A 24,222-nucleotide genomic window follows, 5' to 3' on the forward strand; every position below is an offset into this window, starting at 1 on the left:
CCGATTTTCCGAATTGGGTTAAAGGTAAGTTGCCAAGCTTGCTGCGATGCAGAAACCGTATGGGTGCCACCGCGGAGATGACCCGGGGGTGTGTGACGGCTGCGCGAATTGGACCTCGAACACAACCGCCACACGGAACGCAACAACAGTTGCGGGGATCAGGTAGAAGAAGAGTGTGCCTTTGTGCAAGCCCTCTCTCCCGGCCCCGCCAGGAGGATCACATGAAATCGCTCAAATCCACACTCGCCGGATCGGCAGTATTTGCTGTCATGGCCACTGCCGCCTTGTCGACCGAAGACACGATCAAGGTTGGAGTGCTGCATTCGCTTTCCGGTACGATGGCGATCTCGGAAACGACGTTGAAAGACACCATGCTGATGCTGATTGACCAGCAAAACGCCAAGGGCGGTCTGTTGGGTAAACAGCTTGAAGCTGTCGTGGTCGACCCGGCTTCTGACTGGCCTCTGTTTGCCGAAAAAGCGCGTGAGCTGCTAACCGTCCACGAGGTGGATGTAATCTTTGGCAATTGGACTTCGGTGAGCCGCAAGTCGGTTCTGCCAGTGATCGAGGAACTAAACGGTCTTCTGTTCTATCCGGTCCAGTATGAGGGCGAAGAAAGCTCTAAAAACGTCTTTTATACCGGTGCCGCTCCGAACCAACAGGCCATCCCCGCCACGGACTATTTCCTGGAGGAACTGGGGGTCGAGAAATTCGCTCTGCTCGGCACAGACTATGTCTACCCCAGGACCACCAACAATATCTTGGAAAGCTATCTGAAGCAAAAAGGTATCGCGGAAGCAGATATCTTCGTCAATTACACGCCTTTCGGCCATTCCGACTGGTCCAAGATCGTGGCGGACGTGGTCGCGCTGGGCGCGGATGGTAAAAAAGTCGGTGTGATCTCGACCATCAATGGTGACGCCAATATTGGTTTTTACAAGGAACTGGCAGCGGCTGGTGTTTCGGCAGATGACATTCCGGTCGTGGCCTTCTCGGTCGGTGAGGAAGAACTGTCCGGTTTGGACACCACCAACCTCGTCGGTCACCTCGCCGCTTGGAACTACTTCCAGTCGGCGGATACTGAGGCCAACGCGGAATTTGTGGACACCTGGAAAGCCACCATGGGTGATGAACGTGTGACCAATGACCCGATGGAGGCGCATTACATCGGCTTCAACATGTGGGTAAACGCCGCGACCGAGGCCGGTTCGACCGAGGTCGATGCCGTGCGCGCCGCGATGTATGGGCAGGAATTCCCGAACCTGACCGGAGGCACCGCTGTGATGCTGCCGAACCATCACCTCGCGAAACCGGTTCTGATCGGCGAGATTCAGGAAGACGGCCAGTTCGATATCATCAGTGAGACTGATGTCGTGCCGGGTGACGCCTGGACCGACTTCCTGCCGGAGTCGGCTGTGCTCGTCTCGGATTGGAAAGAGCTGGGTTGCGGTATGTACAACACCGAGACCAAGATCTGCGTTCAGACTCTGTCGAACTACTAACAGACCACGCAAGGCGGGTTTGTTTGCCCGCCTTGCCACAAAAGACATTCGGGTTTCACCACATGGTACGACTTTTCCTTGCGGGCCTCGCAATCCTGTGCGCCTGCCTGACTGCCAACGCTCAAGAGGTCGGTCTACAACCGATCCTGCAAGAGCATCAGGAGATCATCGCCAAAAGCTCGCGCAAGACGATCAAACCGGCGATTGATGCGATTGCGTCAAGCGGCTTGCCTCAGGCGCAAGTGATGCTTGAGACATGGGCAGCCAAGAACATGTGGATGCGCAAGTCGGACGGTCTGTTCTTTTCTGGCCAGAAAGGAGAGGGGCGGTCGTATGAATTGACCGACTTCGATACCGGAGAAGTCGTCGGTACATTTGAGAAATCCGAGCTTAGGCAGCTGAAGCCCAACAGCGGTATCCGCGCGATGATCGGGACCGCTCTGGTCCGGTTCCAACTGACCGATCCGGATCGCGCAAAACGTCTGGCCGCATTGCAATCCATCCAACGTGATCCCGAAAGTACACTCTTGGAGCCACTTCGCGCTTCGATAGGGGATGAACCCGAAGCAGAGTTGAAGGCGCAAAAGCAGCGGTTGGAACGGTTGCTGACGATTGGTTTTGACGAAGATACCGCAGCGCGCGTGGCGGCGATCAAAGAAATGTCCGGCGATCTGGGCGTAGACGTTCGTGCGGCTCTGAACCCGTTGGTCGTCACTGCCCGCCAAGCCGCTACCGAATTGCCCCAGGACCTGAACGTCGCCGTTATTCTTGAAGCGGGGTCAGACGCCTTAACGTCTGACGAAGCATATGACTTGCTCGTTGCAGGAAACCTGGCCGCACCGCGTGTTTCGGCGGAAGATATCAGATCGGCACTGGCGGCCAATATAGAAGGTGGTCGTGTAGGTGGTACTCCCGTCGCACAGCTGAATTCAGATGCAATGCGCGCGCGTGCGTATACCTCTCTGGCAGAGGCGGGGACTGTGCCAGCCTTGGTCACGAACGCGGATGTCAACGCTGCAGTTAACACGCATGTATTCTTCGAAACCTACAGTGAGCCATCTGCCGAGGTCACTGAAGCAGCAGAGAAAGCCCTGCAACAGATCGAACTGAAGGTCGGCCTGAACCAAACACTCGACCTGACGCTGGACGCGATCTCACTGGCGTCGATCTATTTCCTCGCCGCCATCGGTCTGGCCATCACCTTCGGCGTGATGGGCGTGATCAACATGGCCCATGGCGAGTTCATCATGATGGGTGCTTATACCGGCTACGTGGTGCAGCAGATTATCCCTGATCATACGCTTTCGATCATGGTTGCTATTCCAATGGCTTTTGCCGTCACCTTCGCGATGGGCGTCGCTATGGAGCGGTTGGTGATCCGCTGGCTTTACGCTCGCCCATTGGAGACGTTGCTGGCGACGTTCGGCATCTCAATTGCCCTACAGCAGCTGGCCAAGAATATCTTTGGCACGCAGGCGCGCCCGCTGACTGCTCCCGATTGGTTGGATGGTTCGTGGATGCTGAATGACGTGGTTTCAATCAGCTACATCCGCATTGCGATCTTCGTTCTGGCGCTTATTTTTCTGGGACTTTTCCTCTACATCATCAAACGGACGAGGCTAGGGCTTGAGATGCGTGCAGTAACGCAGAACTCGCGCATGGCGGCGTCAATGGGGATTAATCCCGGGCGAGTGAATATGCTGACCTTTGGGCTTGGCTCCGGCATTGCCGGCATCGCCGGGGTCGCGATTGGCCTATTCGCCAAGGTCACGTCCGATCTGGGCAGCGACTATATCGTGCAAAGTTTCATGACAGTGGTTGTGGGTGGTGTTGGTAACATCTGGGGCGCGCTTGCAGGTGCGGGCATGATCGGCTTCTTGCAGAAGGGGATCGAGTGGATGAACCCGTCGAACACCCTCGCGGCCCAAACCTACATGATCATCTTCATCATCATTTTCATCCAGTTTCGGCCGCGGGGCATTATCGCCCTCAAGGGTCGCGCGGCGGGGGATTGAGCCATGGAACGCAGCTTTATCGCCAAGAACCCATCCGTGCTGGTCTTTCTTGCCATCCTGTCCCTGTTCACTCTGAGCGTAACCATCCTGTCCGAGGGATTCGGGATCGGTGTAATCTCGACCAGTTTCGTCAAAACGCTGGGCAAAACCCTGTGCCTTTGCCTGATCGCAGTGGCGATGGATCTGGTCTGGGGCTTCACCGGCATCCTGTCACTGGGTCACTTCGCCTTCTTCGGGCTGGGGGGCTACATGATCGGCATGTGGCTGATGTACGAACGCACCCGCCTGATCGTGGTCGACTCGCTGGCACAGGCCGAAATTCCACCGACGTCGTCCGAAGTGGTGGACGCGATTGGAACACAAGTCTTTGGCGTTGTCGGATCGTCGGAGTTTCCGTTGATCTGGGCGTTCTCCCACAGCCTGACCCTGCAACTGATCCTGGTTGTGCTGGTCCCGGGTCTGTTGGCGCTGGTCTTCGGATGGTTGGCTTTCCGGAGCCGTGTCACCGGTGTGTACCTATCGATCCTGACACAGGCGATGACGTTGGCACTGGCCCTGTATCTGTTTCAGAACGACAGCGGGCTGCGTGGGAACAACGGCTTGTCCGGCCTGCAGAACCTGCCAGGTGTCACCGCCTCGCAGGACGTGGTGTCGATCTGGTTCCTCTGGGCCTCGGCGCTGGCCTTGGGTCTGGGCTATATGCTGGCAGCCTGGATCGTGTCAGGCAAGTTCGGCTCGGTCATCCGCGGCATTCGCGATAACGAGGCACGGGTGCGCTTCCTTGGCTATTCAGTCGAGGTATTCAAGCTGGCCGTCTTCACCCTGACTGCTTGTATCGCGGCCATTGCCGGCGCGCTTTATTACCCGCAAGCAGGCATCATCAATCCCGAGGAAATGGCCCCTATCGCCTCGATCTATTTGGCCGTCTGGGTCGCCATCGGTGGACGAGGCCGATTGTATGGTGCGGTAATTGGTGCAGCTTTTGTCAGTCTTCTGAGCACGTGGTTCACGGGCGGGCAGGCCCCGGATATTCCGCTTGGATTTTACACGATCAAATGGGTCGACTGGTGGCAGGTGCTATTGGGCATAACTTTTGTGTTGGTTACGCTGTTCGCCCCGCAGGGCATCGGAGGATTGTTCGACTTGTGGACCGACAGCCGCCACCCGGACAGGCATGGGGCAAATCTGGGACCGGATGACGGCGCTCTGCGCGAGAAGGAGGCCATCGAATGAGCACTTTGCTTGAGGTTAGCGGCGTTTCGGTCACTTTCGATGGTTTCCGAGCTATCAACAACTTGTCGTTTCAGATCGGCGAGGCCGAGCTTCGCGCCGTGATCGGCCCAAACGGGGCAGGCAAGACCACGTTCATGGACATCATTACAGGTAAAACCCGGCCCGATGAAGGACGTGTCATCTGGGGGGAGAAATCGGTATCTTTGTTGGGGCTGTCCGAGGCAAAGATCGCGCAGGCTGGGATCGGAAGGAAGTTTCAGAAACCCACGGTTTTCGAAGACCAGACCGTGCAGGAAAACTTGCTGATGGCGCTTCAGAACAAACGTGGCTGGCTTCACGTGCTTTTCTATCGAACCTCCACTGACGATTTGCAGAAAGTTGAAGATCTGGCTGTCGAAATCGGCCTGTATCAGAATCTAAGCCGCAAAGCTGGTGAACTGAGCCACGGTCAAAAGCAGTGGCTGGAAATTGGCATGCTGCTGGCTCAGGAGCCACGACTTTTGCTCGTGGACGAACCCGCCGCCGGCATGACACCGCAGGAGCGCGAACACACCACCGACTTGCTAGTACAAGCCGCCAGAACCCGTGCCGTTGTTGTGGTGGAACACGATATGGAATTTGTCCGACGCCTGAATTGCAAAGTCACGGTTCTACACGAAGGGTCCGCCTTGGCTGAAGGCAGTCTTGATCACGTGACATCTAACCAGGACGTCATCGACGTATATCTAGGGCGCTAAACAATGCTGAAGCTAACAGAACTGACTTTGCATTATGGGCATTCGCAAATCCTCAACGGGATTTCCATGGAAGCCAGACAAGGTGAAGTGACTTGCGTGATGGGGACCAATGGTGTCGGGAAAACCAGCCTGATGAAAGCAATATCAGGTACGCATCCGCGATCGGGCGGCAGTCTGGAACTGGACGGGGAAATTCTGGGCGTCCTGCCTGCTCATCAAATGGCGTGGAAAGGTGTGGCCTATGTCCCACAAGGTCGTGAGATATTTCCTTTGCTCACAGTTCGCGAAAACCTTGAAACGGGGTACGCCTGTCTGCCTGCCAGCGAACATTTCATTCCAGGTGATATATTTGATATGTTCCCGGTCCTCAAACAGATGCAAAACCGTCGCGGAGGTGACCTTTCTGGCGGTCAGCAGCAACAGCTGGCGATCGCACGGGCATTGATAACACGACCACGCCTGCTTCTGTTGGACGAGCCGACCGAAGGTATTCAGCCCAACATCATCCAACAGATAGGCGAAGTCATCCGACACCTCAGAACCACGAGCGGAATGGCAATCATTCTAGTGGAGCAATACTTTGACTTCGCCTATGAACTTGCCGACAGATTTATTGCGTTGCGACGAGGAGAAGTCATAAGCAACGGCACCAGGGAAGACGTGACACGCGGTGAGTTGCTGCAGGCTGTAACAGTCTAGTGCTGATACTTGAAATTGGTTTCGGAATTGAAGGATGAAATCCAGATTTAGTTCGGGATATAGTTTGACCCTACGAACATGTTAAGTACTAACAGTTTTTCCTTTTGAGATACCGTCGTTCTCTGACCCCTGCCTTGAGCGGAGAATAGTTTTGATCAAGTGAAGGACTTCATATCGTACTGAGGTTATGCTTGGCCTTTCTCCCAATTTGTATCGCAATTTGGGTAGTGGCGTGCAGGCTCAGTGGCCTACGAGCCATATTGCGTCAGGTTTCTATGATGCGTGCAAGTTTCGTACGATCGACTTTGGAGGCATGACGCTTGTCCATAGGGATGTTCTTAATCGAAATCACATTTGGAACGCCAAAACCAAGCGCAGATTCACTCCAATCGTCGATGTGATCCGCGGAACCTTGGACGCAAAGTGTGGGGCCTGCTTTGGTATTGACGAGCGCGCATCGATCTACACCTGGCCATCGCTGTGCCGCGACTTCGATAGCAAAGGGGAAGAGCGTACCTGAAAAGACTTCAATTTCGGACCCGACGCGCCCCCATAACCATAAACGCCCGTCATCATCCAGCGCGCCAGCGTCACCGGTCCGGTGCCAAATGACGTCACCTTCCTTGATTTTGTTGTTCTTTGAGTGGGTCGGGTTCAAATACCCGTCATTCACATGCGCGCCGGCGACCTGAATTTCATTGTCGCGGATGCGGAGCGTGATTTCGGGCACTGGGTATCCCACAAGAAGACCCCTTCCAACAGCCATGTCGTGGTGATCCTTCACAGTGATATCCGCGGCGTCGAGATGGGCAATCGGTTCAGCCTCGGTCGACCCATAGACGCACACAACCGACAGACTGTGCCGGGTTCTCAACGCCTCGACAAGATTCGGAAACACCGGACCGCCGCCGGTGAACACCGTGTGCAACGGACCGGTATCGTCGGATTGAATCAGTTTTTCACATAGCGATGGTGGGATGAGGGCCCGGGTGATCTGTTGCGTTTGAAGCCAACTTTCCAACTGCACAGTCGACAGGCGGTCCAGCTTGCTGAACCTCCAGTTGGGTAGAACACTCGTGCGCCCGGCCGCCAGATTGATCAGGGTGAAAACCGGAAAGGCCACCAGATCGCGCTCGGCCTTGCGGCTGTCGAGGAGGGGTGCGATCGCATCGTGCTGCGCCATCAAAAACGCGTGCGAGCGCGGAATGGCTTTGGGCTGGCCAGTTGTACCAGAGGTAAAGGAAATAAGGGCGATATCGTCCGGTTGTACCTTTTGCGCCACCGGGTTGCTGCGGCTTTCACCAGGCGTCAGCAGGGGCAGGGCCCAGAGATCCGGAACCAGAAACTTCAGCAAAGAATACGCACCCGCTGCACAGAACGCTTTTGGCTTCGTTGTTCGGGCGGCGTGGCGCAGACCGGCCAGCCCCAAGGCTGGCTCTGGTAAGACAACGGTTGCGCCAAGGGTCCAAAGCGCAGCCAGACTTGCATATAGGTCCGCGTTGACTGGCATGGCCAAAAGCACACGATCACCTGACCGGATACCCTTGTCCTGCCACCGACCTGCCAAGTGCTGAACGCGCGTGCGCAGGGTTTGAAAGGTGATCTCGCGGCCCTTGCCGTCCACTATGGCTGTCCGGTCGGGAACCCGTTTAACCGCCGTGGCGAATTGGGACAGCAGGTCAGCCATTCAGCTTCCGTCCAAGCAAAGTATAGCGCCGGAATATTGTCGCGCCTTCCGCTGCACTGCGCTCGGCGGAGGTGTTGTCATCATGGATCAGCGCATGAATGGCGGTTTCGTACCCCATCCTGAGCGCCGCCTTGTGAAACCGGTGAGCCAGATGCCGTCCGGCGCCCGGTTCGAGACTTGCATAGGTCTTGAGGATTGCGGATGCCGGATTGGGGCCTTCGGCATAATTGGGAATGCCAAACAGAAACCCGGCCAATGTCCCGTCATGGCGGCGCGCAAAAAGGATCAGATCGCGCTTCATCATCGGCACAACTGGCATATACATGGCCAGAAAATCTGCCTCGGATATCGGTTTGTAGAACGCGTTGCCGGAAAATGCGCGGGTTGACAGGTCGAAGACCTGACGAAACAGCGCCTCGGGGTCTGTTCCGTCCCACTCTTCCAGCACGAACCCGTCGCTTTCCGGTGGTGCTGACCCGGTTGCGGCTTGCAGCGACACCCGAGCCGAGAAATAGCGGCTGATCTCGGTGAATCCTGCGGTTCGGAACACCTCAAGCTCATGCGGTTTGTTGGTGGGCTCCATCAGGAACGGAGCGGACCCGTCGCTATCCGAGACGAACCGGTAACTGTGCCAGGTATCGCCTGACATCGGCCCGATGATGCGATCCAGGCCTGCGTCTTGCACCCTCTCGATCCCTTTGCGCAGGATTTCGGCACCGGCTTCGGGCGTTTTGCAGGAAAAATCGCCGAAGGTCGCGGCACGCGCGCCGTCCCAGATCGGACCGTTCAGATAAACGGTCAGCTTTGCATCCGCTGTTTTGATTGTCTCTTTGGTCATGAAACGACTCCGGTAAAGTACCCTGCACCAAGCGATCCAGCAACGATCCAAACGTAGTAAATCAAGGGCAGGGTGAGGGCCAACAGTGTCAACCTGAGCACTCGGTCTTTTTCGAACCAATGTGGTCGGAGCAGCGGCACTGCGACTGTACAAAATAGCGACAACAGGGCCAGAATCGTAAGTGGTTCGGCCCAGTTCGACTGTTCAGAATTCATGGAAACAGCCCAAGCCCGAATGAAATAAAGGACAGCCGCAGCAAGCGGTATCAAAATAGGAATAGGACGCAGCGCCACAGCAGTGAGCCCCATAGCCAACCCCATCGCACTGAGCCCAAAAAAGGAAACCGCATCCCATCCCGTTGCATTTCCCACCGCAAGCCAACCAAATCCTAAAAGCCCCAAGGCGGCTATGATATCCAGATCGGGGTACTTACTGTCACAAGGAGAAGCGGTACGCGCCCAGCCATGTGCGGCAAGAACCATGATCGGCAGTACTGTGTTCTGCAGTTTTGCGGCGGCCAGCAGCAAAAAAACCGCGACAACATACACACGGGTCGCATGTTTGGTCAGGCCCAGTTTGGTTCCCACCACGCCAAAACCGGCAAGGGCGGCAAAGAACATGGCGGCCAACAGGGCGAGCTCTGCCAAAGAGCTGAAATAGTGGCCGTTTAGGAAAATCAACAAGCCAAGCGGCAGGAAAAGGTTGTCAAACCCGCGCCAGCTTTGTGCTTCGACCAATGTGCCAAAAGCCGCAACCATAAGGCACAACATCATGATGTTAGATGGCGGGAGTTTCGATAAGAACAAGAAGCAGATGATCGCAACCAATAGCGTTACGACAAAAAACACCACGGACCCTTCTAAGCTCTTGTCGCCATCTTCTACCACGTAGCGTTTGGTTCCATACGTAGTCCCGGCAAGCGCAGCGGCTGCATCCGCCAGTGTTAGAACGGCGATTGGCAGGATGTAGAACAGCGTGTTTTCCCCGGCTAGCAGAAAGCATAGCCCAACTGACAGGGCGAGCAGAAAGTCGCCGTAGGACGTACGATCCACACCATGCAAAGTTGCACCCAGACCCGACGAAAAACGAGGCAGGCGCAGCACCAGCATCACCAGGATTGTGGCCGCAATCAGCATGTAAACCGGCCAGCGATCGGGAAACAACCAGGGCAGCAGCAACGCAAAGAGGCCGGTGCTGACATGCATAAGCTTGCGCTGCACTTCGGGTTTCAGGCCCGCTGTATTGGCCAGATTGCGTATGACCATCATTACGCCGACCAGAGCCAGCACCGACCCCGCCGCCAGCAGAATCTGCCCAATAACAGTCACGGTTGAAACTCTTCGACGACGAAATCCGAATAGAAGAATGCCATGTCGCGGGCCTTCTGCTGTGTTTCGATGTCGGTCAGGGTTTCAACCTTGTTTCTGAATTCCGGCGGAACCCTCCGGGGTGCCATCATGTTCCAATAGACTAGTCGGGCATTTGGCTCCGCAGCGGTCAGGATCGACCCGTAAACCTGATGGAAGGTCTCGGGCGACATGTACTCGAAGATGTCGGACAGGTTGAATCCTCTGGCTTTTTCGTCGGTCGACACAAAAGCCTCAAGCGATCCAAGGCGGATGTCGAGACGATCCAACCGGGATCGGATTGTCTCATAATGCTCGGGACGCCACGCCATTGGCAGCGCGTCGCCATGATCGCCTTTGAGAATCCAGTGCAGATAGGGATTTTGCGAGGGATCGGTGGTGACTCCCGCATGACGGATGCGGCGGGAGACATGTTGGGCCGGGCTACCCTCTACATGGTCGAAAAACGCACTGTCCCGGCCCATGCGACCCATGACGAGGCGAGAGAAGAAGATGTTCAGCAAAAGACGCCATCGCACCGTGTTGAACCGCGTGTCGAAGAATGTCAGTCGCTCTTCGGGCGAGCGGGGAACAAACACTGCGTCGATGGTTCGGCGTGAATGCACAAGAGGCAGTAGCCAAGTTCGAAAGATGCGAAAATAGCGCTCGAACTTGCCGACGCCACCGATGCCGTGTTTTTCGACATCCGTGATCAGAGTCCGCCAGAAAGCGCGCGTTTCGGCATCTGTGGCTTCCAAAACCTGGTTCAGCAATGCGCCCCGTCGGGTACTTCGCCGCGAGCCGGTGAGTTCAATGAATTCGGGATGGGTCAGCATTTTATAGGCCGCGATCCTGAGCTTAAGGCAGGCGATCTGGGCCGGTGAAAGATCCAGAACGACAATGCGCGCGGGATCGAGTGTCAGCATTGCCAGCGCATTATCCCCGGCAGAGCAGATGGAGACCAATGTCTTGCCCGCACAATCACCCAGGGCGGAGGTGAGAACATCCGCGTCTTCCCACAGTTGGGCATAGCGGATATGGTCGAAATCCGCCTTTTTCTCAATCTCACTGCTATCCATCGCACCGCTCCACCGCGCCGCTTGCCCCGTCGACCCGGATCATCTCACCATCTTCGATCCAGTTGGTTGCGCCTTTCAAGCCAACCACGCAGGGGATACCCAGTTCGCGTGCGACAATCGCAGAATGTGACAACAGAGACCCCCGTTCGACGACGATGGCGGATGCGTTCGAGAATACGGCGATCCAGCCCGGATCGGTGTGGCGCGCCACGAGTATATCTCCGGGGTTTAAGGCCTCGGTGCGCGGGTCGCGGATCACGCGCGCGCGCGCCTTGATCTGACCTGCAGAACAACCTGTGCCGTGCTTCATCCGTGCAGTGTCCGCCTCCGCTTCTGCGTTCTCGGACCAAACCGGGGCGATGGCGGGGCCACGGATTTCGATGCGTTCCGGCGGATCTGGGCGTCGGGACGAGGCTTCGTCTTCCAGTTTGCGCTGCGCAACGATGCCTTTCAGATCAGGTGACAGGCTATAACCTTCGACTGCTCCGAGGACTTCATGTGTTGTCAGGAAGAATACATCCTTTGGCGATGAAAGCAGGTCACGCGCAGCGAATTCGCGGCCGATGCCCAGAAACACGCGCCGCGCATAACCAAATATGCGCGTGCGTTCAAAGCGCAGGTTTTCACGGTCGCGCACCCGCGCCTTGGTCCAGCCTAAAATCCATTTGGCGAAGTACCTTTTGAGTGGGTTTGACGGAAACAGAGCCTTCCAGTCCGGTTCATCGCCGTCCTGACGCCCGGCAGGTGGACGTTCAGCGCTGGCTGCAATGGCCAGCAACAGACTGGTCGGGTCATCGCGTAATGGAACGCTTTCCAGCTTGAGCTCTTCCGTACACCGGTCGCCGAACTTCTCAAGATACGCATCAACCTCGGCTTCGATTTGCCGGTGTCCTGACAAAACCGACAGATGTGCATTGGCCTTCAAAGGAGCGGCAAGCCCTGCCTGCCGAACCAACTCTCCCATCCGGGCGATGCGTTGCGCGGGTTCCGCCGAAACGATATCACCTTGCCCGATCATGAGGTCGTTGTGCAGGCTCAACCCGGCCTCGCCCAGCCACTTTTGCAGCAGGTTGCGCGAGCCGCCAAAGGCAATCATGCACAGGAAATCGTTGATCAGCGGGGCATCCCACCGATCCAGCAGAGTGCTTTCAATGCGCCGGTATTCCGCAGCCAGTTGGGTCGCGTTAGAGGCATCCACGTTCAGCCCCGTCTGTAATATGTCGTTCAGCCTGCGGTAAAAATCACGCCGGGTCTGCGGTAGGCGGATGGCCTGCCAGATCAGGCCGCCCTCAACCTTGGCCAGTTTCGCGTACTCCACGACCTTGCGCCAGCCGGTGGTGGGGGGTGGGGCAAGAGCATCCGTGACCTCACGCGGCATCGGTTCAGAAACGCCCATCATCGTTTCCATATAGTCGCGGTTCAGTGAAAACCCGGGCAACAGTGCCAGCGCGCGATACCAGTTGATCAGATTGTAATAGGCGCGCCCGTCCACCCGCCCCAGCAAATTGTCAAACACAGTGGGGTTCAGCGCGACCGTGTACCGGGACACGCCCAGCAGCCTAACGAAAGCTCGATATACCTGAGAATACACGTGCAGGGCAAAGGAATAAGTCAGCGGACTGACGATGCCCGGATAGCTTTCGACGATATTGGAATTGTCGAAAATGGTAAGCGTCTGATCTTCGAGCGGGGCAGGGCGCAGGGCCGTGGTGATCGGGCGGGCCTGCAGAATATGCAGCCCTTGCGCATCAATGGCCCATTCGATGTCCTGAGGAGAACCGAATAGCACCTCGGCCTTTCGGGCGAGGGCTGCGATGGATCGCGCCTCCGTGACGGTCAAATGTGCAGGGGCGTCAGGAGCGCTTTCCGGTACGCCATCTGCATCGATGACCCAGTCTTCTCCGTCCGCTTCCCCCGACACAAGCTGCTCTGCAAGCCCGTCAATCGCTGAGATCACGACCACATCGCGCCGGCCATTGACCGGATCGGCGGAAAAGGCGACACCGGCCGCTTTGGCATCGATCATGCGTTGCACGATGATTGCGGGGGCCTCGGCCTCGCCACCGGATTTGACCGCGCGGTAGGTTTCGACCGTTGATGAGAAACCGGATTGCCAAACCTGCTTGGCCGCCGCGATCACACTCTTGCCGGGAACATTCAGGACCGTTGCGAACTGTCCTGCATGGCTGTGGTCCACGCCATCTTCGGACTGGCCAGAACTGCGTACCGCGTAAGGCCCGGACCCGAGTGTTTCAAGCGCGGTGGACACAGCCAGTCGCAGGCCTTTTTGCGCGATCGGGCCCGATTGCCCCATACGAAACGCGTCATTTGTGATGACAAAGAATGCGGGCGGGGAAAACCCGTGCTGTGTCAGATGCGACAGGGCTGCCGCTTTGCCTCCAACCACAGAGATGTCATTGGCATCCATTTGGTCGACGATGAAAGTCATGCTACGGCTCCGATCAGGTAGGGTAGGAAACCAGCCGTGGCATAGCAGAAAAATACCCACAGACCGGAAACAGTGTCCATCCTGTTCTGTGCTTTCTCAGTGGGTGTCTGACTGTAGCGGAATACAGCAACCCCGCAGGGAACCAGCGCTAGTGCGCCGATCAGGGCGCTTGGCCAGCCAACTCCGGTGGCGCTTCCTGTGCCGGCGAGAAGCGCGTAGGATAACAGAACGCAGCCGATCCAGATACGTCCCGCCATACGCGGACCCCATTTGGAGGAATAGGTGTCGACCCCTTCAATCTCGTTTTCGGGCGCCCACAATTTCCGCCCGATCTCAAGGACGCATCCATTCACAAAGGACAGTGCCAGGAACAGCCAGAGCGAGGGCGCTGCCCCACCTGCTGGCAGCCACTCGAGACCGGTCAGCAATAGATCGATCAAGGGCATGATTGCCATGTGGCTTAGCAGGTACAGAACCGGCCGGGCCTTCAGCCAAGCCGGGACACCGAATTCAACTGTCATCGCCACGAGCCAGATCCAAACCGCACCCAACAGCCACAAAACCGACGGGTGCCAGAACCAGGAAGCCGCAAGTGCAAGTGGAATGGTCAGTAAGCCCAAGCTCAAAACTTCGCCTGGTGAGACCAATCCGCGTGGGATCGGCCTGTCGGGCCGGTAACGTCGGTCATCCTCGGCGTCCTTGAACTCGTCACAGACCCGCATCTGGAAGAACAGCGCCATGGCCAGCAGAAAACCGGCGGCAAAGGCAGGCCACTCGGGCAAGGGGCGGTCTGCCAGACGGGCAGACACACAAATGCTGGCCGAGGAAAACACCAGCAGCAGGGGGACGGTTTTCTTAAGCGGAAAGCGCTCGGATTGGTAAATCCAAAATCGGTTCTGAAAGCTCATCTGTGGCGGGCCAGACTTTCATGGGCGCGGGTGAAATGACCGGCAGCAATCGCGGCGACAATGGAGATTTCGCCGCATAAGCACGTGGCCGCAGCAACTTCGGCCAAAGCCGTGCCACACCCGCTGCCCCGTAGACCGAGTATGTTCAGCGCTGCTGCCTGGCTTGGCAAACCGGTTCCGCCGCCGACCGAGCCGACAAGGATATTCGGAAGCGTAACCGAGCAGAATAGATCGCCGCCCCTAGGTTCCATACGCGTGACGCCCATTGCACTTTCGGCAACGCAGGCCGCGTCCTGTCCGGTTGCGATATAGAACGCAGCCAGCCCGTTGGCATAATGCGCCTGTGCGCCAAACTGGCCAGACAAATGTGCGCCCAGATTGGCGACACGGCCATAGTCCAGCATCGCCTCGACCGTCGTGCCCAGTGTCTTTTCGACAATCTCAGCCGGAAGCGTAACCGAGGCGCTGACTTTCCGCCCGCGCCCCGTCACCAACCCCAGCGCCGAGGCCTTTTTGTCGCCCGAGAAATTACCTTCGACATACCAGTTCTCAATCGCAACAGGACAGCTATCCGCGATTGCGTGGCAAAGGGCGTCGGTGGCGATGGTCACCATGTTCTGACCTGCAGCATCACCAGTGGTATAGCGGCAAATCAGGAAAACGACGTTGGTGTCAATGAATGGCTCCAGCGATACAAGCTTGCCATGACGGGTCGTCGCTTCGGCCGCAGATTTGAGCCTGTCAACATTGGTCACCACCCAATCCACAAATTGCCCCGCTCTTAGCAGGCTATCGAACACAAAGGCCGGGGTCCGCAGCACGCCTTCGTATAAAACAGCGGTACTGATACCGCCCGACCGAGTGGCGGCGTAGGCGCCCCGGGCATAAGATGCGACCATCGCTGCCTCGGTTGTTGCGAGGGGGACATGAAAATCGCCGTTGGCGTTCATTCCGTTCAGGCGTAAGGGGCCAATAACCCCGACTGGAAGCTTAACCGTCCCGATGAAATTCTCGATATTGGCGCCATAGGTTTCGGCATCTTCGATAGCCGCCGAATCTGCAATTTGTGCCTGATCCTTGTCGCTGGCCGTTGGTTTCAACTTTTCCCAGAATCGTGCGACCATCTCCTTGGTCGGCTTGCGAGATGGGCGTAAGGTTGAAAACTCAGCATCGCTTGGCGCCATCTGCTGAGGTATCTGGTCAGCATCAAATCGTGCTTTTATGCGTTGAAGCATTTCCCGGACATGAAACGGAATTACCAATAGCGCGCTCCAATAGATTTTCTGTGCAACGCTGTTGCAACCAAAAACCGCTGCGAGGCAAGTTATCAGTCGTTTGATCGAAATCCAGTCAAATGTTCATCGATCAAGTGTTTGATCCCAAAGGGTCTCGCATTTGTCGCAGTTGAAAGTACCGGTAGGCCTGAGGAAGATGATCTTGGCACGACACGCATCGCAAAAAGGGAGCGTAACCCTTTTGAAACTAAACGCTAAGCGTTCAAACTGGGGGTGCTTTTCAGATGCCTTGCTCTTTACCTGAGGTACAACCAGATCTCGCATCAGACATTATGACCAGCGAGCTGCTCGGTTCATCACTATGCCGTCATTCACCCGGTGGGTGCAAGAACCCGCCATCCAAGATCTGTTTCGGTGATGATCGATCAAACGTCCGCTTTGTAGTGCTTTAGAAACATCGCGACACAATCGTCCAGTACGTCTTTCGGCGTTGGGTTCTCACCAAGGAAGAACTTCGGCCAAAAGAAAAAGTTTTTGACGAGCGCCAGAAGCTGGTTGGTCGCAAGAACCGGATCAGCCTTTCGGATCACGCCTGCATCCATGGCTTCGCTGATCAGCCTCGTTATCGGGTAGTCATGTGTCGCGGTTTCACTGAAGAATTGCCGGGACCGGTCAAGGTCACGGATCAATTCTGAGATAACCATCCGGTTTAATCCGATGGCGGTCTCATCTGTGATCACCCCAATGTAGCGCCACAAGGCGTTCTTCAGTTGCTCAACGAATTCTCGATCCGGATCATAAGGCACTGGCTCCATGCTCCGGTTCTGCTCCAGCATGATCTGTGAGATCGCCTCAAAGAGAGCCTCCTTGCTCTCGAAGTGATTGTAGAGCGTGCGACTCGATACGTTCGCTTTTTTCGCGATTGAAGTGGTCTTTGCCCCCAGAAACCCCTGCTCTTTGAACTCATCGATGGCCGCATCGATGATATCTTTACGTTTCTTTTCAGTGCGTTTCACGAATTCAGCTCCAAAAGTAAAAAGAAGTGTTTACAAAGCACTGCTTGCCACCATAAGTAAACACAACGATTTACTTTAGCAAGGCGCAATGCTGCCTGATCCCGAAAGGACCAAGACCATGACGACCCAAAATCTCACTGCAGGCAAAAACGAAGTCACCTTCAAATCCTTTGGCGTGGATCTGGCGGGCGATCTCTACCTGCCCGAAGGCTTTGATGAGACCAAGACCTACAAGGCCATCGTGGGGGCCAGCCCCTTCCCGCAGGTCAAAGATCAGATCCCGGCCACCTACGGGCCGGAAATGGCCGCACGGGGCTTCATCTACCTTGGTTTTGACTACCTCGGCATGGGCTCGTCCCCCGCGCTCCCCGGGGAGCACAAGCAGTCCCGCTATATGTTCCGGCTAATCGAAAACACCTGGGACGCCGTGTCTTATCTTGGCACTCTGCCGTTCGTTGACGAGATTTTCGGTCTTGGTGTTTGCCAAGGCGGCTCGATCATCGCATCCGCCGCCGTGACCGATCATCGCATCAAGAAAATTGCAATGGTGTCGGGCATGATGGCGGCAGATGGTTTTCAATGGACCGACCGCAACATGGTCAATCAGCAAATCGCGGCCTCGAACGCCTCGATGCAGAAGATGTATGAAACCGGCGAGCCGGATTATGTCGCACCATTTGGGCTGGATGATGAGCAAACCCGGGAAGAATTTGTTGGATCGGGTGTCAACCCGATGGCCGGAGAATCCTATGACTACTACGGGCGCGATGGAGTCAAAGGCCCGGTTGCGGTTCCGACCTATACCAACATGCATATCGGCGATCAGGGCATGCAGTCTCTGATTTCCATCGGGGAAGCTTATGCCGATAAGATCGTGCAACCGTCCCTGACAATTTACAGCAGCACGGCCTTTACAGCGCCGTGCTCCACCCAATTTGTCGCGAAGTTGACGAATGAACATGAGGAGTTGGCTTTCGATGAATTCAGCCACGTGGACTTTTACTACAAGCCGGAGGCTGTGAAAGCGTCGACCGATGCAGTTGCCGAGTTCTTTGGCAGATAAACTGATAAGGCAGAGGTCACTACGTGACCTCTGCCATTTTGAATGATGAATTTCGGGATCGCTTGGCCGGTTCCGAAAGAACCTTGACGTCACTGCATGTACTTGTCGAAAAACTCGATCATTGTTTCAGGATGTTCATCGAAGAAATTGTATCCAATGAAGCGTCGCGTATCGCCGCTTTCAATCCAGTGTAGCTTCTTGTCTTCGCCCGGGATCAGAACATAAGTGGTCTGAAAGTCTTCGGGGATCGTCCAGACATCATCCTTATTCTGCACAGTGTATGTCGGCATGGTGACGTTTTTGGCGTGAAGATGAGGGGTCATTTTGTCCAAGGGCAAGCCTCTAATCTTTTCAATCTCTTCGGCCAGAACGTTATGAAACGCAGCCAGCCCCATCGCGTCCATCGATACCTTTGACATGACATTGATGGACGCGGGTTGCGTGCAAGCAAACGCTTTCACGTCATCAATGTATTTGAGGCATTCCGTCATGGTGTGCATCACGACACTGAGCCCGTGAATTGGTAACTCTTGCACTCCTGCGAAAAACAATTGACAATTTTGGACTCCATTTTACAGAATCGGCCATGATCCATCCAATTGATCGCAAGCTAGATATCGTTGTCTTGGTGAGTCCGCATTTCAATGTTTCGGCGACTACGTCTTTCGTGGATCCTTTCAGAATAGCCAATTACCTGACAGGTTCGGCTCGATTTTCTTGGACCTATGTCTCGGACCTCGGTGGACCAGTCGAGTCTAGCAGCGGCCTAGTCGTTGACACTGCCCCATTGGCGGCCGTGACTGGGCGCAAGCCCTGGTTGGTTCTGGTGAGTACAAGTTGGTCACCTGAACGTCACGGAACATCTCAGTTTAAGGTGGCCCTTCAGAAGTGGGAGGCGTGCGGAGCAATCGTTGGCGGCTTGGATACTGGTGCGATTGTTCTTGCGGCTGCTGGACTGCTTAAAGGCAAGACAGCGACGGTTCACTATGAGCACATCGATGCCTTTGCTGAAATGGCCCATGATACCACAGTGTCAGAGAACATGATTGTTATGGATGGAAAGATGTTCACTTGTTGCGGGGGTTCCGCAGCGACTGATCTGGGTTTGCGGTTTGTGCACTCTGTCGATGGTGAGAGTATCGCCAATGCATCTGCGCGATATCTTTTTCATCACAATGTACGCGGTGAGGGCCAATCACAGAACCCCAAAGACGTGGAGCCACTGGGGTATGTCACCTCTGGGGTGGTAAGGGACGCGATCGACTTGATGGAGGCACATTTGGAAGCCACTTTGTCGATCCCTGAAATATCAGCGAGGTTGAAGATTTCGCAACGACAACTTAGCAGATTGTTTCAGCAATATGTCCAGAAGTCGCCGATCGAGTACTACCGTGACATACGCCTTGATCGCGCGCGTGGACTAGTAACCCAAACAGAGCTGAAATTCAGCGAGATTGCAGAAGCATCAGGATTTAACGGGCAAGTTCATTTCAGCCGGGCATATCGAAGCCGTTTTGGCCTCACACCAACTGCAGACCGTATTGAAGGCCGTACTCCATTCGAGTTCCGCGCGTGGCCAATGTTCAAGCCTGATATTAAGTCCGAAGGTGTTGGGTAGCTTTTTGCATCGCCGTAAGCATCTTGTCGCGTTGCGCTGATAACTCTTCGGTACTTTGCCCTTGAGTTTGATCGTTAATGCCATCGACCAGTTTATTGATGACATCCTCATCAAGACGAGGGTTGCCCAGGTCGTCCCACCAGCCATTGAATGTATCCTTGAAATGGTCACAGAAGGCCCGCAGACCGCCGTCGCCTGCACCCAGGTGGAAAAGCGTCGTCGGACCCATCGCGGCCCACCGCAATCCGGGGCCGGCCCACATCGCTTTATCGATGTCTTCGACACTGGCAACGCCTTCAATCGCCATATGGACGGCCTCGCGCCATACTGCAGCTTGTAAGCGGTTTGCGACGTGTCCGGGCATGCCCTTCTTGATCCGGATCGTGACTTTGCCCAGGTCTTCGTAGAACGTCTCTGTTCGGTTCAGAACATCTGAACCGGTGGCGTCGTTCGCTGTCAACTCGACCAGCGGAATGAGATGTGGCGGGTTGAACGGATGACCTAAGATGAGCTTACTCGGATCGCGCCATCCCTGTTGGAGAGCCTCAAGTGTTAGGCCGGATGTTGAGCTTGAAACTATTGCCTCAGCGCCCAACTCTGGCTCAACTTCCGCATAGATGGAATGTTTGATCGGCAACCGCTCGGGCACATTCTCCTGAATGAATTGCGCGTTTCGCACGGCCTCAGCTGCGGTCGGTGCAAAGGTGATCGCATCTCGGGTGGCGTGGCCAACTTGGCCCAATTCTTCTAACGCAGGCCGCGCCTTTTCAATGTATTTACGGACGGATGCCTCAGCGCTCGGATCGGGATCAAATACGGTCACACTGCGACCCGACGCGAGGAACAGCGCTGCCCAGCTTGCCCCGATGACACCGGCTCCGAGAATGGCGGTTCTTTCGATTTCCGACATCAGAACAGTCCCGGATTCAGGGGGGATGCCGCAGTCATACCACCGTCTACAGTGAACACTTGGCCAGTCGCAAAAGACGACTCGTCAGAAGCTAGCCAAACAGCCATCGCAGCAATGTCTGCGGGCTTACCAAAGCGTTTGACCGCATGGCGTGCCAGCGCGTCTGATCTAGCCTTTTCCGGGTCATGGGCGAGTTCGAATGCTGCGTCCAGCATGCCCGTCTCAATCCATCCCGGGCAGATTGCATTGCAGCGCACCGCAGGTCCATGGTCCACTGCGATAGAGCGTGTAAGTCCATGCACAAACGCTTTTGAAGCATTGTAGAGCGCCATCGATGGGTCAGCGGCATTGCCCGAGATCGAACCAATGTTGATGATCGAACCACCCTGAGACATTTTCGGGATAAAGGCGCGGCAACAGTTAAAAACGCCTCGTGCGTTTACTCCCATCACCAAATCCCAATCCGCGTCTGTGCTTTCGGTCACCGTTTTTTCGACCTGAACGCCGGCGTTGTTTACCAGGATATCTACCAGGCCGATTGTTCGGGCAGTACGTGCAACCGCTTCGGGATTGGATACATCCAGCGTATACCATGCTACGTGATCCGGTAGATCATCTGGTTGCGGGCCGCGCCCGCAGGTGGCGACAGCCGCACCTTCGGCTGCGAAGGCCTCAGCGATGCCGCGACCAATGCCCTGTTTGCCGCCTGTAACAAAGGCGCGTTTCCCAGCTAACCGCATCAGTGTGCCACCATAACGTGACGGACTGCGGTGTAAGCATCCAGCGCATAGACCGACATATCACTGCCCGTTCCTGAGCCCTTCATCGCGGCCCATGGCATCTCGGGGGTCGCAACCCCATGCGTGTTTACCCAGGTGAATCCATAGCGCAACTTGGACGTCATTTGCATTGCTCTCCCAACATCTCGTGTCCAAACCGATGAGGCCAACCCGTAAGGTCCGTTGTTGGCGGTCTTCAACGCATCTTCTGCCTCAGAAAACCGAGAGACAGTTACAACGGGTCCAAAAACCTCATTGCAGGCAATCTCTGCTGTATTGTCGACATTGGCGATGACTGTCGGCTGGTAGAAAAAGCCGTCTTCTTCGCCAGACGCCCCACCGGAAACGATTTCAGAGCTGCTGCGTGCGCGATCAACAAAACCCGCTACACGATCCCGCTGAGTCGCAGAGACAAGCGGACCCATTTCCGTTCCTTGAGCTTTCGGTGCACCGATCTGGATCTGGCCAACCTGATCGGCAATCGCGGCCACAAGTTTGTCGTAAACTCTGTCTGCAACCATCACGCGGCAAGGCTGTGCGCAGTCCTGACCGGCATTGAAGTAGCTGCCATATCGGATCGTCTCGGCCACAGCATCGAGATCAGCATCATCAAAGACAATGACTGGCGCCTTGCCGCCCAATTCCAGATGAACGTGTTTAATTTTCTGGGAAGCAGCCCGCATTGCAGCCATGCCTGTCGCCGGAGAACCCGTAACACTGATCCCTTCCATCTGTGGGCTGTTCATCAGGGCATTCCCCACGCAGGGCCCGCGACCATGGATCACATTTAGCACGCCTTTTGGCAGAACATCTTGTAACAGTTCTGCGAGTCGCAGAGTAGATAGCGGCGTGATCTCGGACGGTTTCAACACCACCGAACATCCTGCCGCAATTGGTGCAGCAATCTTCCAGGACGCCATCATCAGCGGGTAGTTCCAAGGGGCGATGGCGGCGACAGGGCCAATGGGGTCGCGCCGGATCATCGACGTATGACCCGCGACATACTCTCCAGAGGCAGACCCCATCATGGTGCGCGCAGCCCCGGCGAAAAAGCGAAAGACATCAATCGTAAGCGGCATTTCATCATCATGAGCCGATGGCCAGGGTTTTCCCACATCTAGGCTCTCAAGTTCTGCCAACTCATGGCTGTTCGCCTCGATAACATCAGCTATCTGAAGCAAGATTGCAGCGCGTTCTGCAGGGGGCGTAACCGAAAAGGTTTCAAATGCCTCTGCTGAGCCGCGCACCGCCGCCTCGACCTGTGCATCGCTGGCTTCTTTTACAGCACCGACTACCTCGCCTGTTGCAGGGTTCAGGACGTCCAAGGCCTCTCCGATCCCTTCGACCATTTCACCGTTGATCAACATGTTCGTCTGCATATGCATCTCCTTAGAAGCCAACCTGATCGCCGCCTTTTAGTGCGAGCCGCATGCGGGCTTCTGCTGGCGACGCGACCGTAAGGCCAAGGTTTTCAACGATTGATCGGATGCGCGTGACCTGTTCCGCGTTAGATTTTGCCAACTCACCCTTGCCGATGAACAGGCTGTCTTCGAGGCCGACACGCAGGTTACCGCCCCGCATGGCGCTTTGGGTCGCAAATGGCATTTGGTGACGACCAGCGGCAAGGACCGACCATTCGTAATTCTCTGCTCCGAACAGCTTATCGGCTGTGTTGTGCATGTGAGTCAGATGGTCCGCATCTGCGCCAACGCCACCCAAGATGCCAAATACCATCTGAATGAAAAATGGCGGTTTGATCAGGCCCTGATCCACGAACCATTTGACGTTGTAGAGATGTCCAAGATCATAGCATTCGAACTCGAACTTGGTGCCGTGATCTCCACCAAGTTTTTCGATGGCGTAACGAATTGTTTTGAAAGTGTTGGGAAAGATAAAGTCTTCCGTCATCTCCAAAAATGGCCGTTCCCAGTCGTGCTGAAACTCGGTGTATTTCTGCAGCATCGGAAAGATACCAAAGTTCATGGATCCCATGTTGAGCGATGCCATCTCTGGGCTGGTAGATGTCGCCGCCAGCAGCCGCTCATCCATCGACATCCCCAAGCCGCCGCCGGTCGAGACATTCATCACAACATCGGTGGACTGCTTGATTACGGGTAGAAACTGCTTGAACAGCTCAGGTCGGGGATCGGGTTTTCCTGTCTCCGGGTGCCGTGCGTGCAGGTGAATGATTGATGCCCCTGCCTGGGCCGCCTCAATACTGGCCGTCGCAATCTCGGCCGGTGTAATCGGCAGATGCGGTGACATTGACGGCGTATGGATGCCTCCGGTCGGCGCGCAAGTGATAATGACTGGCTTGGGCATCAGAGTTTCATCTGCTGCACTTGTGCAGACAGCCCCCCGTCCAGAACCCACAACTGGCCAGAGGCATAGCGCGCCTCGTCCGAGGCAAGCCAGTTGACCAAATTTGCAATATCCTCGGGCGTCCCGTAGGTCCGCATTGGATGAACATCGCGCACGGCCTTTTGCAGCGTTTCAATGTTGTCACCTCCTCCGCCGGATCCATCGCCGTTGAAGAAGCTCTGCAGCATTGGAGTGTCGATATAGCCAGGGCAGATGGCATTCACCCGGATACCTTCTGGGCCATGATCGCAAGCCATTGCGCGGGTCAAAGCGTGAACTGCACCCTTGGTCGCGCAATAGGCCGCAAGCCCAGGGTCTGCGATGAACCCGTCGTAGGAGCCAAAGTTGATAAGGCTTGCGCTATTCCCTGTCTTCGCCGCTTCGCGCATTAGGGGGAGGGCGTATTTCGAGGTCAGGAAAGTGCCTGTGGAGTTTACGGCAAAGCTTTGGTTCCATTCCTCCAGCGTAGTCTCCTCAACCGTTTTTTCGATCTCGATCCCCGCCGCGTTCACTAGGATGTCCAACTTTCCGTGTGCGGCGCGCACATGATCCATCGCCGCAACCGAGTCTGCTTCTTGAGTCACATCCAGCTTAACAAAATGACTGCCGTCGTCGTCGTGTTGATCTAACGACCCTTCCGGTGTGAGATCAGCGGCAAATACCGTTGCGCCTTCTCTTAGAAACCGAGCGACAATCGCGCGCCCGATTCCACCGCGGGCACCAGTCACGAGAGCAACTTTTCCGTTC

General features: G+C 55.9%; 21 protein-coding genes. 7 read left to right on the forward strand and 14 right to left on the reverse strand.

Features of this window, described 5'->3' with window-relative positions; genetic code table 11:
- Nucleotides 1–221 precede the first annotated feature (221 nt).
- The 5 genes from urtA (at nt 222) to urtE (ending at nt 6,186) form a co-directional block, all read left to right on the forward strand.
- Nucleotides 222–1,502 carry an urea ABC transporter substrate-binding protein gene (urtA, locus tag ACR0L9_RS00890; protein WP_480894377.1) on the forward strand — a complete coding sequence of 427 codons (1,281 nt, stop codon included), beginning with the start codon at nt 222–224 and terminating at the stop codon, nt 1,500–1,502.
- A gap of 62 nt (nt 1,503–1,564) precedes the next feature.
- Complete coding sequence (urtB, locus tag ACR0L9_RS00895) at nt 1,565–3,517, forward strand: urea ABC transporter permease subunit UrtB (protein WP_480894379.1); 1,953 nt, start codon at nt 1,565–1,567, stop codon at nt 3,515–3,517.
- Nucleotides 3,518–3,520: 3 nt separating this feature from the next.
- Nucleotides 3,521–4,750, forward strand: a complete 1,230-nt coding sequence (urtC, locus tag ACR0L9_RS00900; protein ID WP_170424908.1) for an urea ABC transporter permease subunit UrtC — start codon at nt 3,521–3,523, stop codon at nt 4,748–4,750.
- Nucleotides 4,747–5,487: an urea ABC transporter ATP-binding protein UrtD gene (urtD, locus tag ACR0L9_RS00905; protein ID WP_170392779.1), complete on the forward strand. Its 741-nt coding sequence runs from the start codon at nt 4,747–4,749 to the stop codon at nt 5,485–5,487. Before urtC ends, urtD begins: the two co-directional genes overlap by 4 nt.
- A gap of 3 nt (nt 5,488–5,490) precedes the next feature.
- Entirely contained in the window at nt 5,491–6,186 is a 696-nt protein-coding gene (gene urtE / locus ACR0L9_RS00910; protein ID WP_480894381.1) for an urea ABC transporter ATP-binding subunit UrtE, read from the forward strand.
- A gap of 265 nt (nt 6,187–6,451) precedes the next feature.
- Here urtE and ACR0L9_RS00915 read toward each other — a convergent pair whose 3' ends face one another.
- From ACR0L9_RS00915 to ACR0L9_RS00950, 8 genes are all read right to left on the reverse strand, one after another.
- Complete coding sequence (locus ACR0L9_RS00915) at nt 6,452–7,873, reverse strand: AMP-binding protein (RefSeq protein WP_480894383.1); 1,422 nt, start codon at nt 7,871–7,873, stop codon at nt 6,452–6,454.
- Nucleotides 7,866–8,711: a hypothetical protein gene (locus ACR0L9_RS00920; protein WP_480894385.1), complete on the reverse strand. Its 846-nt coding sequence runs from the start codon at nt 8,709–8,711 to the stop codon at nt 7,866–7,868. Before ACR0L9_RS00920 ends, ACR0L9_RS00915 begins: the two co-directional genes overlap by 8 nt.
- Nucleotides 8,708–10,039, reverse strand: a complete 1,332-nt coding sequence (locus ACR0L9_RS00925) for a hypothetical protein (protein WP_480894387.1) — start codon at nt 10,037–10,039, stop codon at nt 8,708–8,710. Before ACR0L9_RS00925 ends, ACR0L9_RS00920 begins: the two co-directional genes overlap by 4 nt.
- Nucleotides 10,036–11,136: a DUF3419 family protein gene (locus tag ACR0L9_RS00930; RefSeq protein ID WP_170733690.1), complete on the reverse strand. Its 1,101-nt coding sequence runs from the start codon at nt 11,134–11,136 to the stop codon at nt 10,036–10,038. The genes ACR0L9_RS00925 and ACR0L9_RS00930 overlap by 4 nt, the downstream gene beginning before the upstream one ends.
- A complete protein-coding gene (locus tag ACR0L9_RS00935; protein WP_480894389.1) occupies nt 11,129–13,585 on the reverse strand; it encodes a PEP/pyruvate-binding domain-containing protein in 2,457 nt (818 codons plus the stop codon). The genes ACR0L9_RS00930 and ACR0L9_RS00935 overlap by 8 nt, the downstream gene beginning before the upstream one ends.
- Nucleotides 13,582–14,493 (reverse strand): UbiA family prenyltransferase, encoded by a 912-nt coding sequence (locus ACR0L9_RS00940; RefSeq protein WP_480894391.1) that lies wholly within the window; start codon nt 14,491–14,493, stop codon nt 13,582–13,584. The genes ACR0L9_RS00935 and ACR0L9_RS00940 overlap by 4 nt, the downstream gene beginning before the upstream one ends.
- A complete protein-coding gene (locus ACR0L9_RS00945) occupies nt 14,490–15,728 on the reverse strand; it encodes a hydroxymethylglutaryl-CoA reductase (RefSeq protein WP_480894393.1) in 1,239 nt (412 codons plus the stop codon). The genes ACR0L9_RS00940 and ACR0L9_RS00945 overlap by 4 nt, the downstream gene beginning before the upstream one ends.
- Nucleotides 15,729–16,153: 425 nt before the next feature.
- The gene (locus tag ACR0L9_RS00950; RefSeq protein ID WP_480894395.1) at nt 16,154–16,744 is read right to left on the reverse strand and encodes a TetR/AcrR family transcriptional regulator; all 591 of its coding nucleotides are present in this window, start codon (nt 16,742–16,744) and stop codon (nt 16,154–16,156) included.
- Between the two features lie 118 nt (nt 16,745–16,862).
- Here ACR0L9_RS00950 and ACR0L9_RS00955 point away from each other — a divergent pair, with 118 nt between their 5' ends.
- Nucleotides 16,863–17,807 carry an alpha/beta hydrolase gene (locus ACR0L9_RS00955; protein ID WP_480894397.1) on the forward strand — a complete coding sequence of 315 codons (945 nt, stop codon included), beginning with the start codon at nt 16,863–16,865 and terminating at the stop codon, nt 17,805–17,807.
- A gap of 89 nt (nt 17,808–17,896) precedes the next feature.
- Here ACR0L9_RS00955 and ACR0L9_RS00960 read toward each other — a convergent pair whose 3' ends face one another.
- A complete protein-coding gene (locus ACR0L9_RS00960; RefSeq protein ID WP_480894399.1) occupies nt 17,897–18,226 on the reverse strand; it encodes an alpha/beta hydrolase in 330 nt (109 codons plus the stop codon).
- A 101-nt stretch (nt 18,227–18,327) separates the two neighbouring features.
- Between ACR0L9_RS00960 and ACR0L9_RS00965 the strand changes: the two genes are divergently transcribed.
- Entirely contained in the window at nt 18,328–19,425 is a 1,098-nt protein-coding gene (locus ACR0L9_RS00965) for a GlxA family transcriptional regulator (protein WP_480894401.1), read from the forward strand.
- Here the strand turns inward: ACR0L9_RS00965 and ACR0L9_RS00970 are convergent.
- The 5 genes from ACR0L9_RS00970 to ACR0L9_RS00990 are packed head-to-tail and all read right to left on the reverse strand — an operon-like array spanning nt 19,403 to nt 24,203.
- Nucleotides 19,403–20,335, reverse strand: a complete 933-nt coding sequence (locus ACR0L9_RS00970) for a 3-hydroxyacyl-CoA dehydrogenase NAD-binding domain-containing protein (RefSeq protein ID WP_170818525.1) — start codon at nt 20,333–20,335, stop codon at nt 19,403–19,405. The genes ACR0L9_RS00965 and ACR0L9_RS00970 overlap by 23 nt on opposite strands.
- Nucleotides 20,335–21,075, reverse strand: a complete 741-nt coding sequence (locus ACR0L9_RS00975) for an SDR family oxidoreductase (RefSeq protein WP_170597197.1) — start codon at nt 21,073–21,075, stop codon at nt 20,335–20,337. The genes ACR0L9_RS00970 and ACR0L9_RS00975 overlap by 1 nt, the downstream gene beginning before the upstream one ends.
- Nucleotides 21,075–22,493, reverse strand: a complete 1,419-nt coding sequence (locus tag ACR0L9_RS00980) for a gamma-aminobutyraldehyde dehydrogenase (RefSeq protein ID WP_170597198.1) — start codon at nt 22,491–22,493, stop codon at nt 21,075–21,077. Before ACR0L9_RS00980 ends, ACR0L9_RS00975 begins: the two co-directional genes overlap by 1 nt.
- Nucleotides 22,494–22,503: 10 nt before the next feature.
- Entirely contained in the window at nt 22,504–23,436 is a 933-nt protein-coding gene (gene kce / locus ACR0L9_RS00985; RefSeq protein ID WP_170597199.1) for a 3,5-dioxohexanoate:acetyl-CoA acetone transferase, read from the reverse strand.
- Nucleotides 23,436–24,203 carry an SDR family NAD(P)-dependent oxidoreductase gene (locus tag ACR0L9_RS00990; RefSeq protein WP_480894404.1) on the reverse strand — a complete coding sequence of 256 codons (768 nt, stop codon included), beginning with the start codon at nt 24,201–24,203 and terminating at the stop codon, nt 23,436–23,438. Before ACR0L9_RS00990 ends, kce begins: the two co-directional genes overlap by 1 nt.
- Nucleotides 24,204–24,222: the final 19 nt, after the last annotated feature.

The organism is Ruegeria sp. I3, assembly GCF_056532525.1.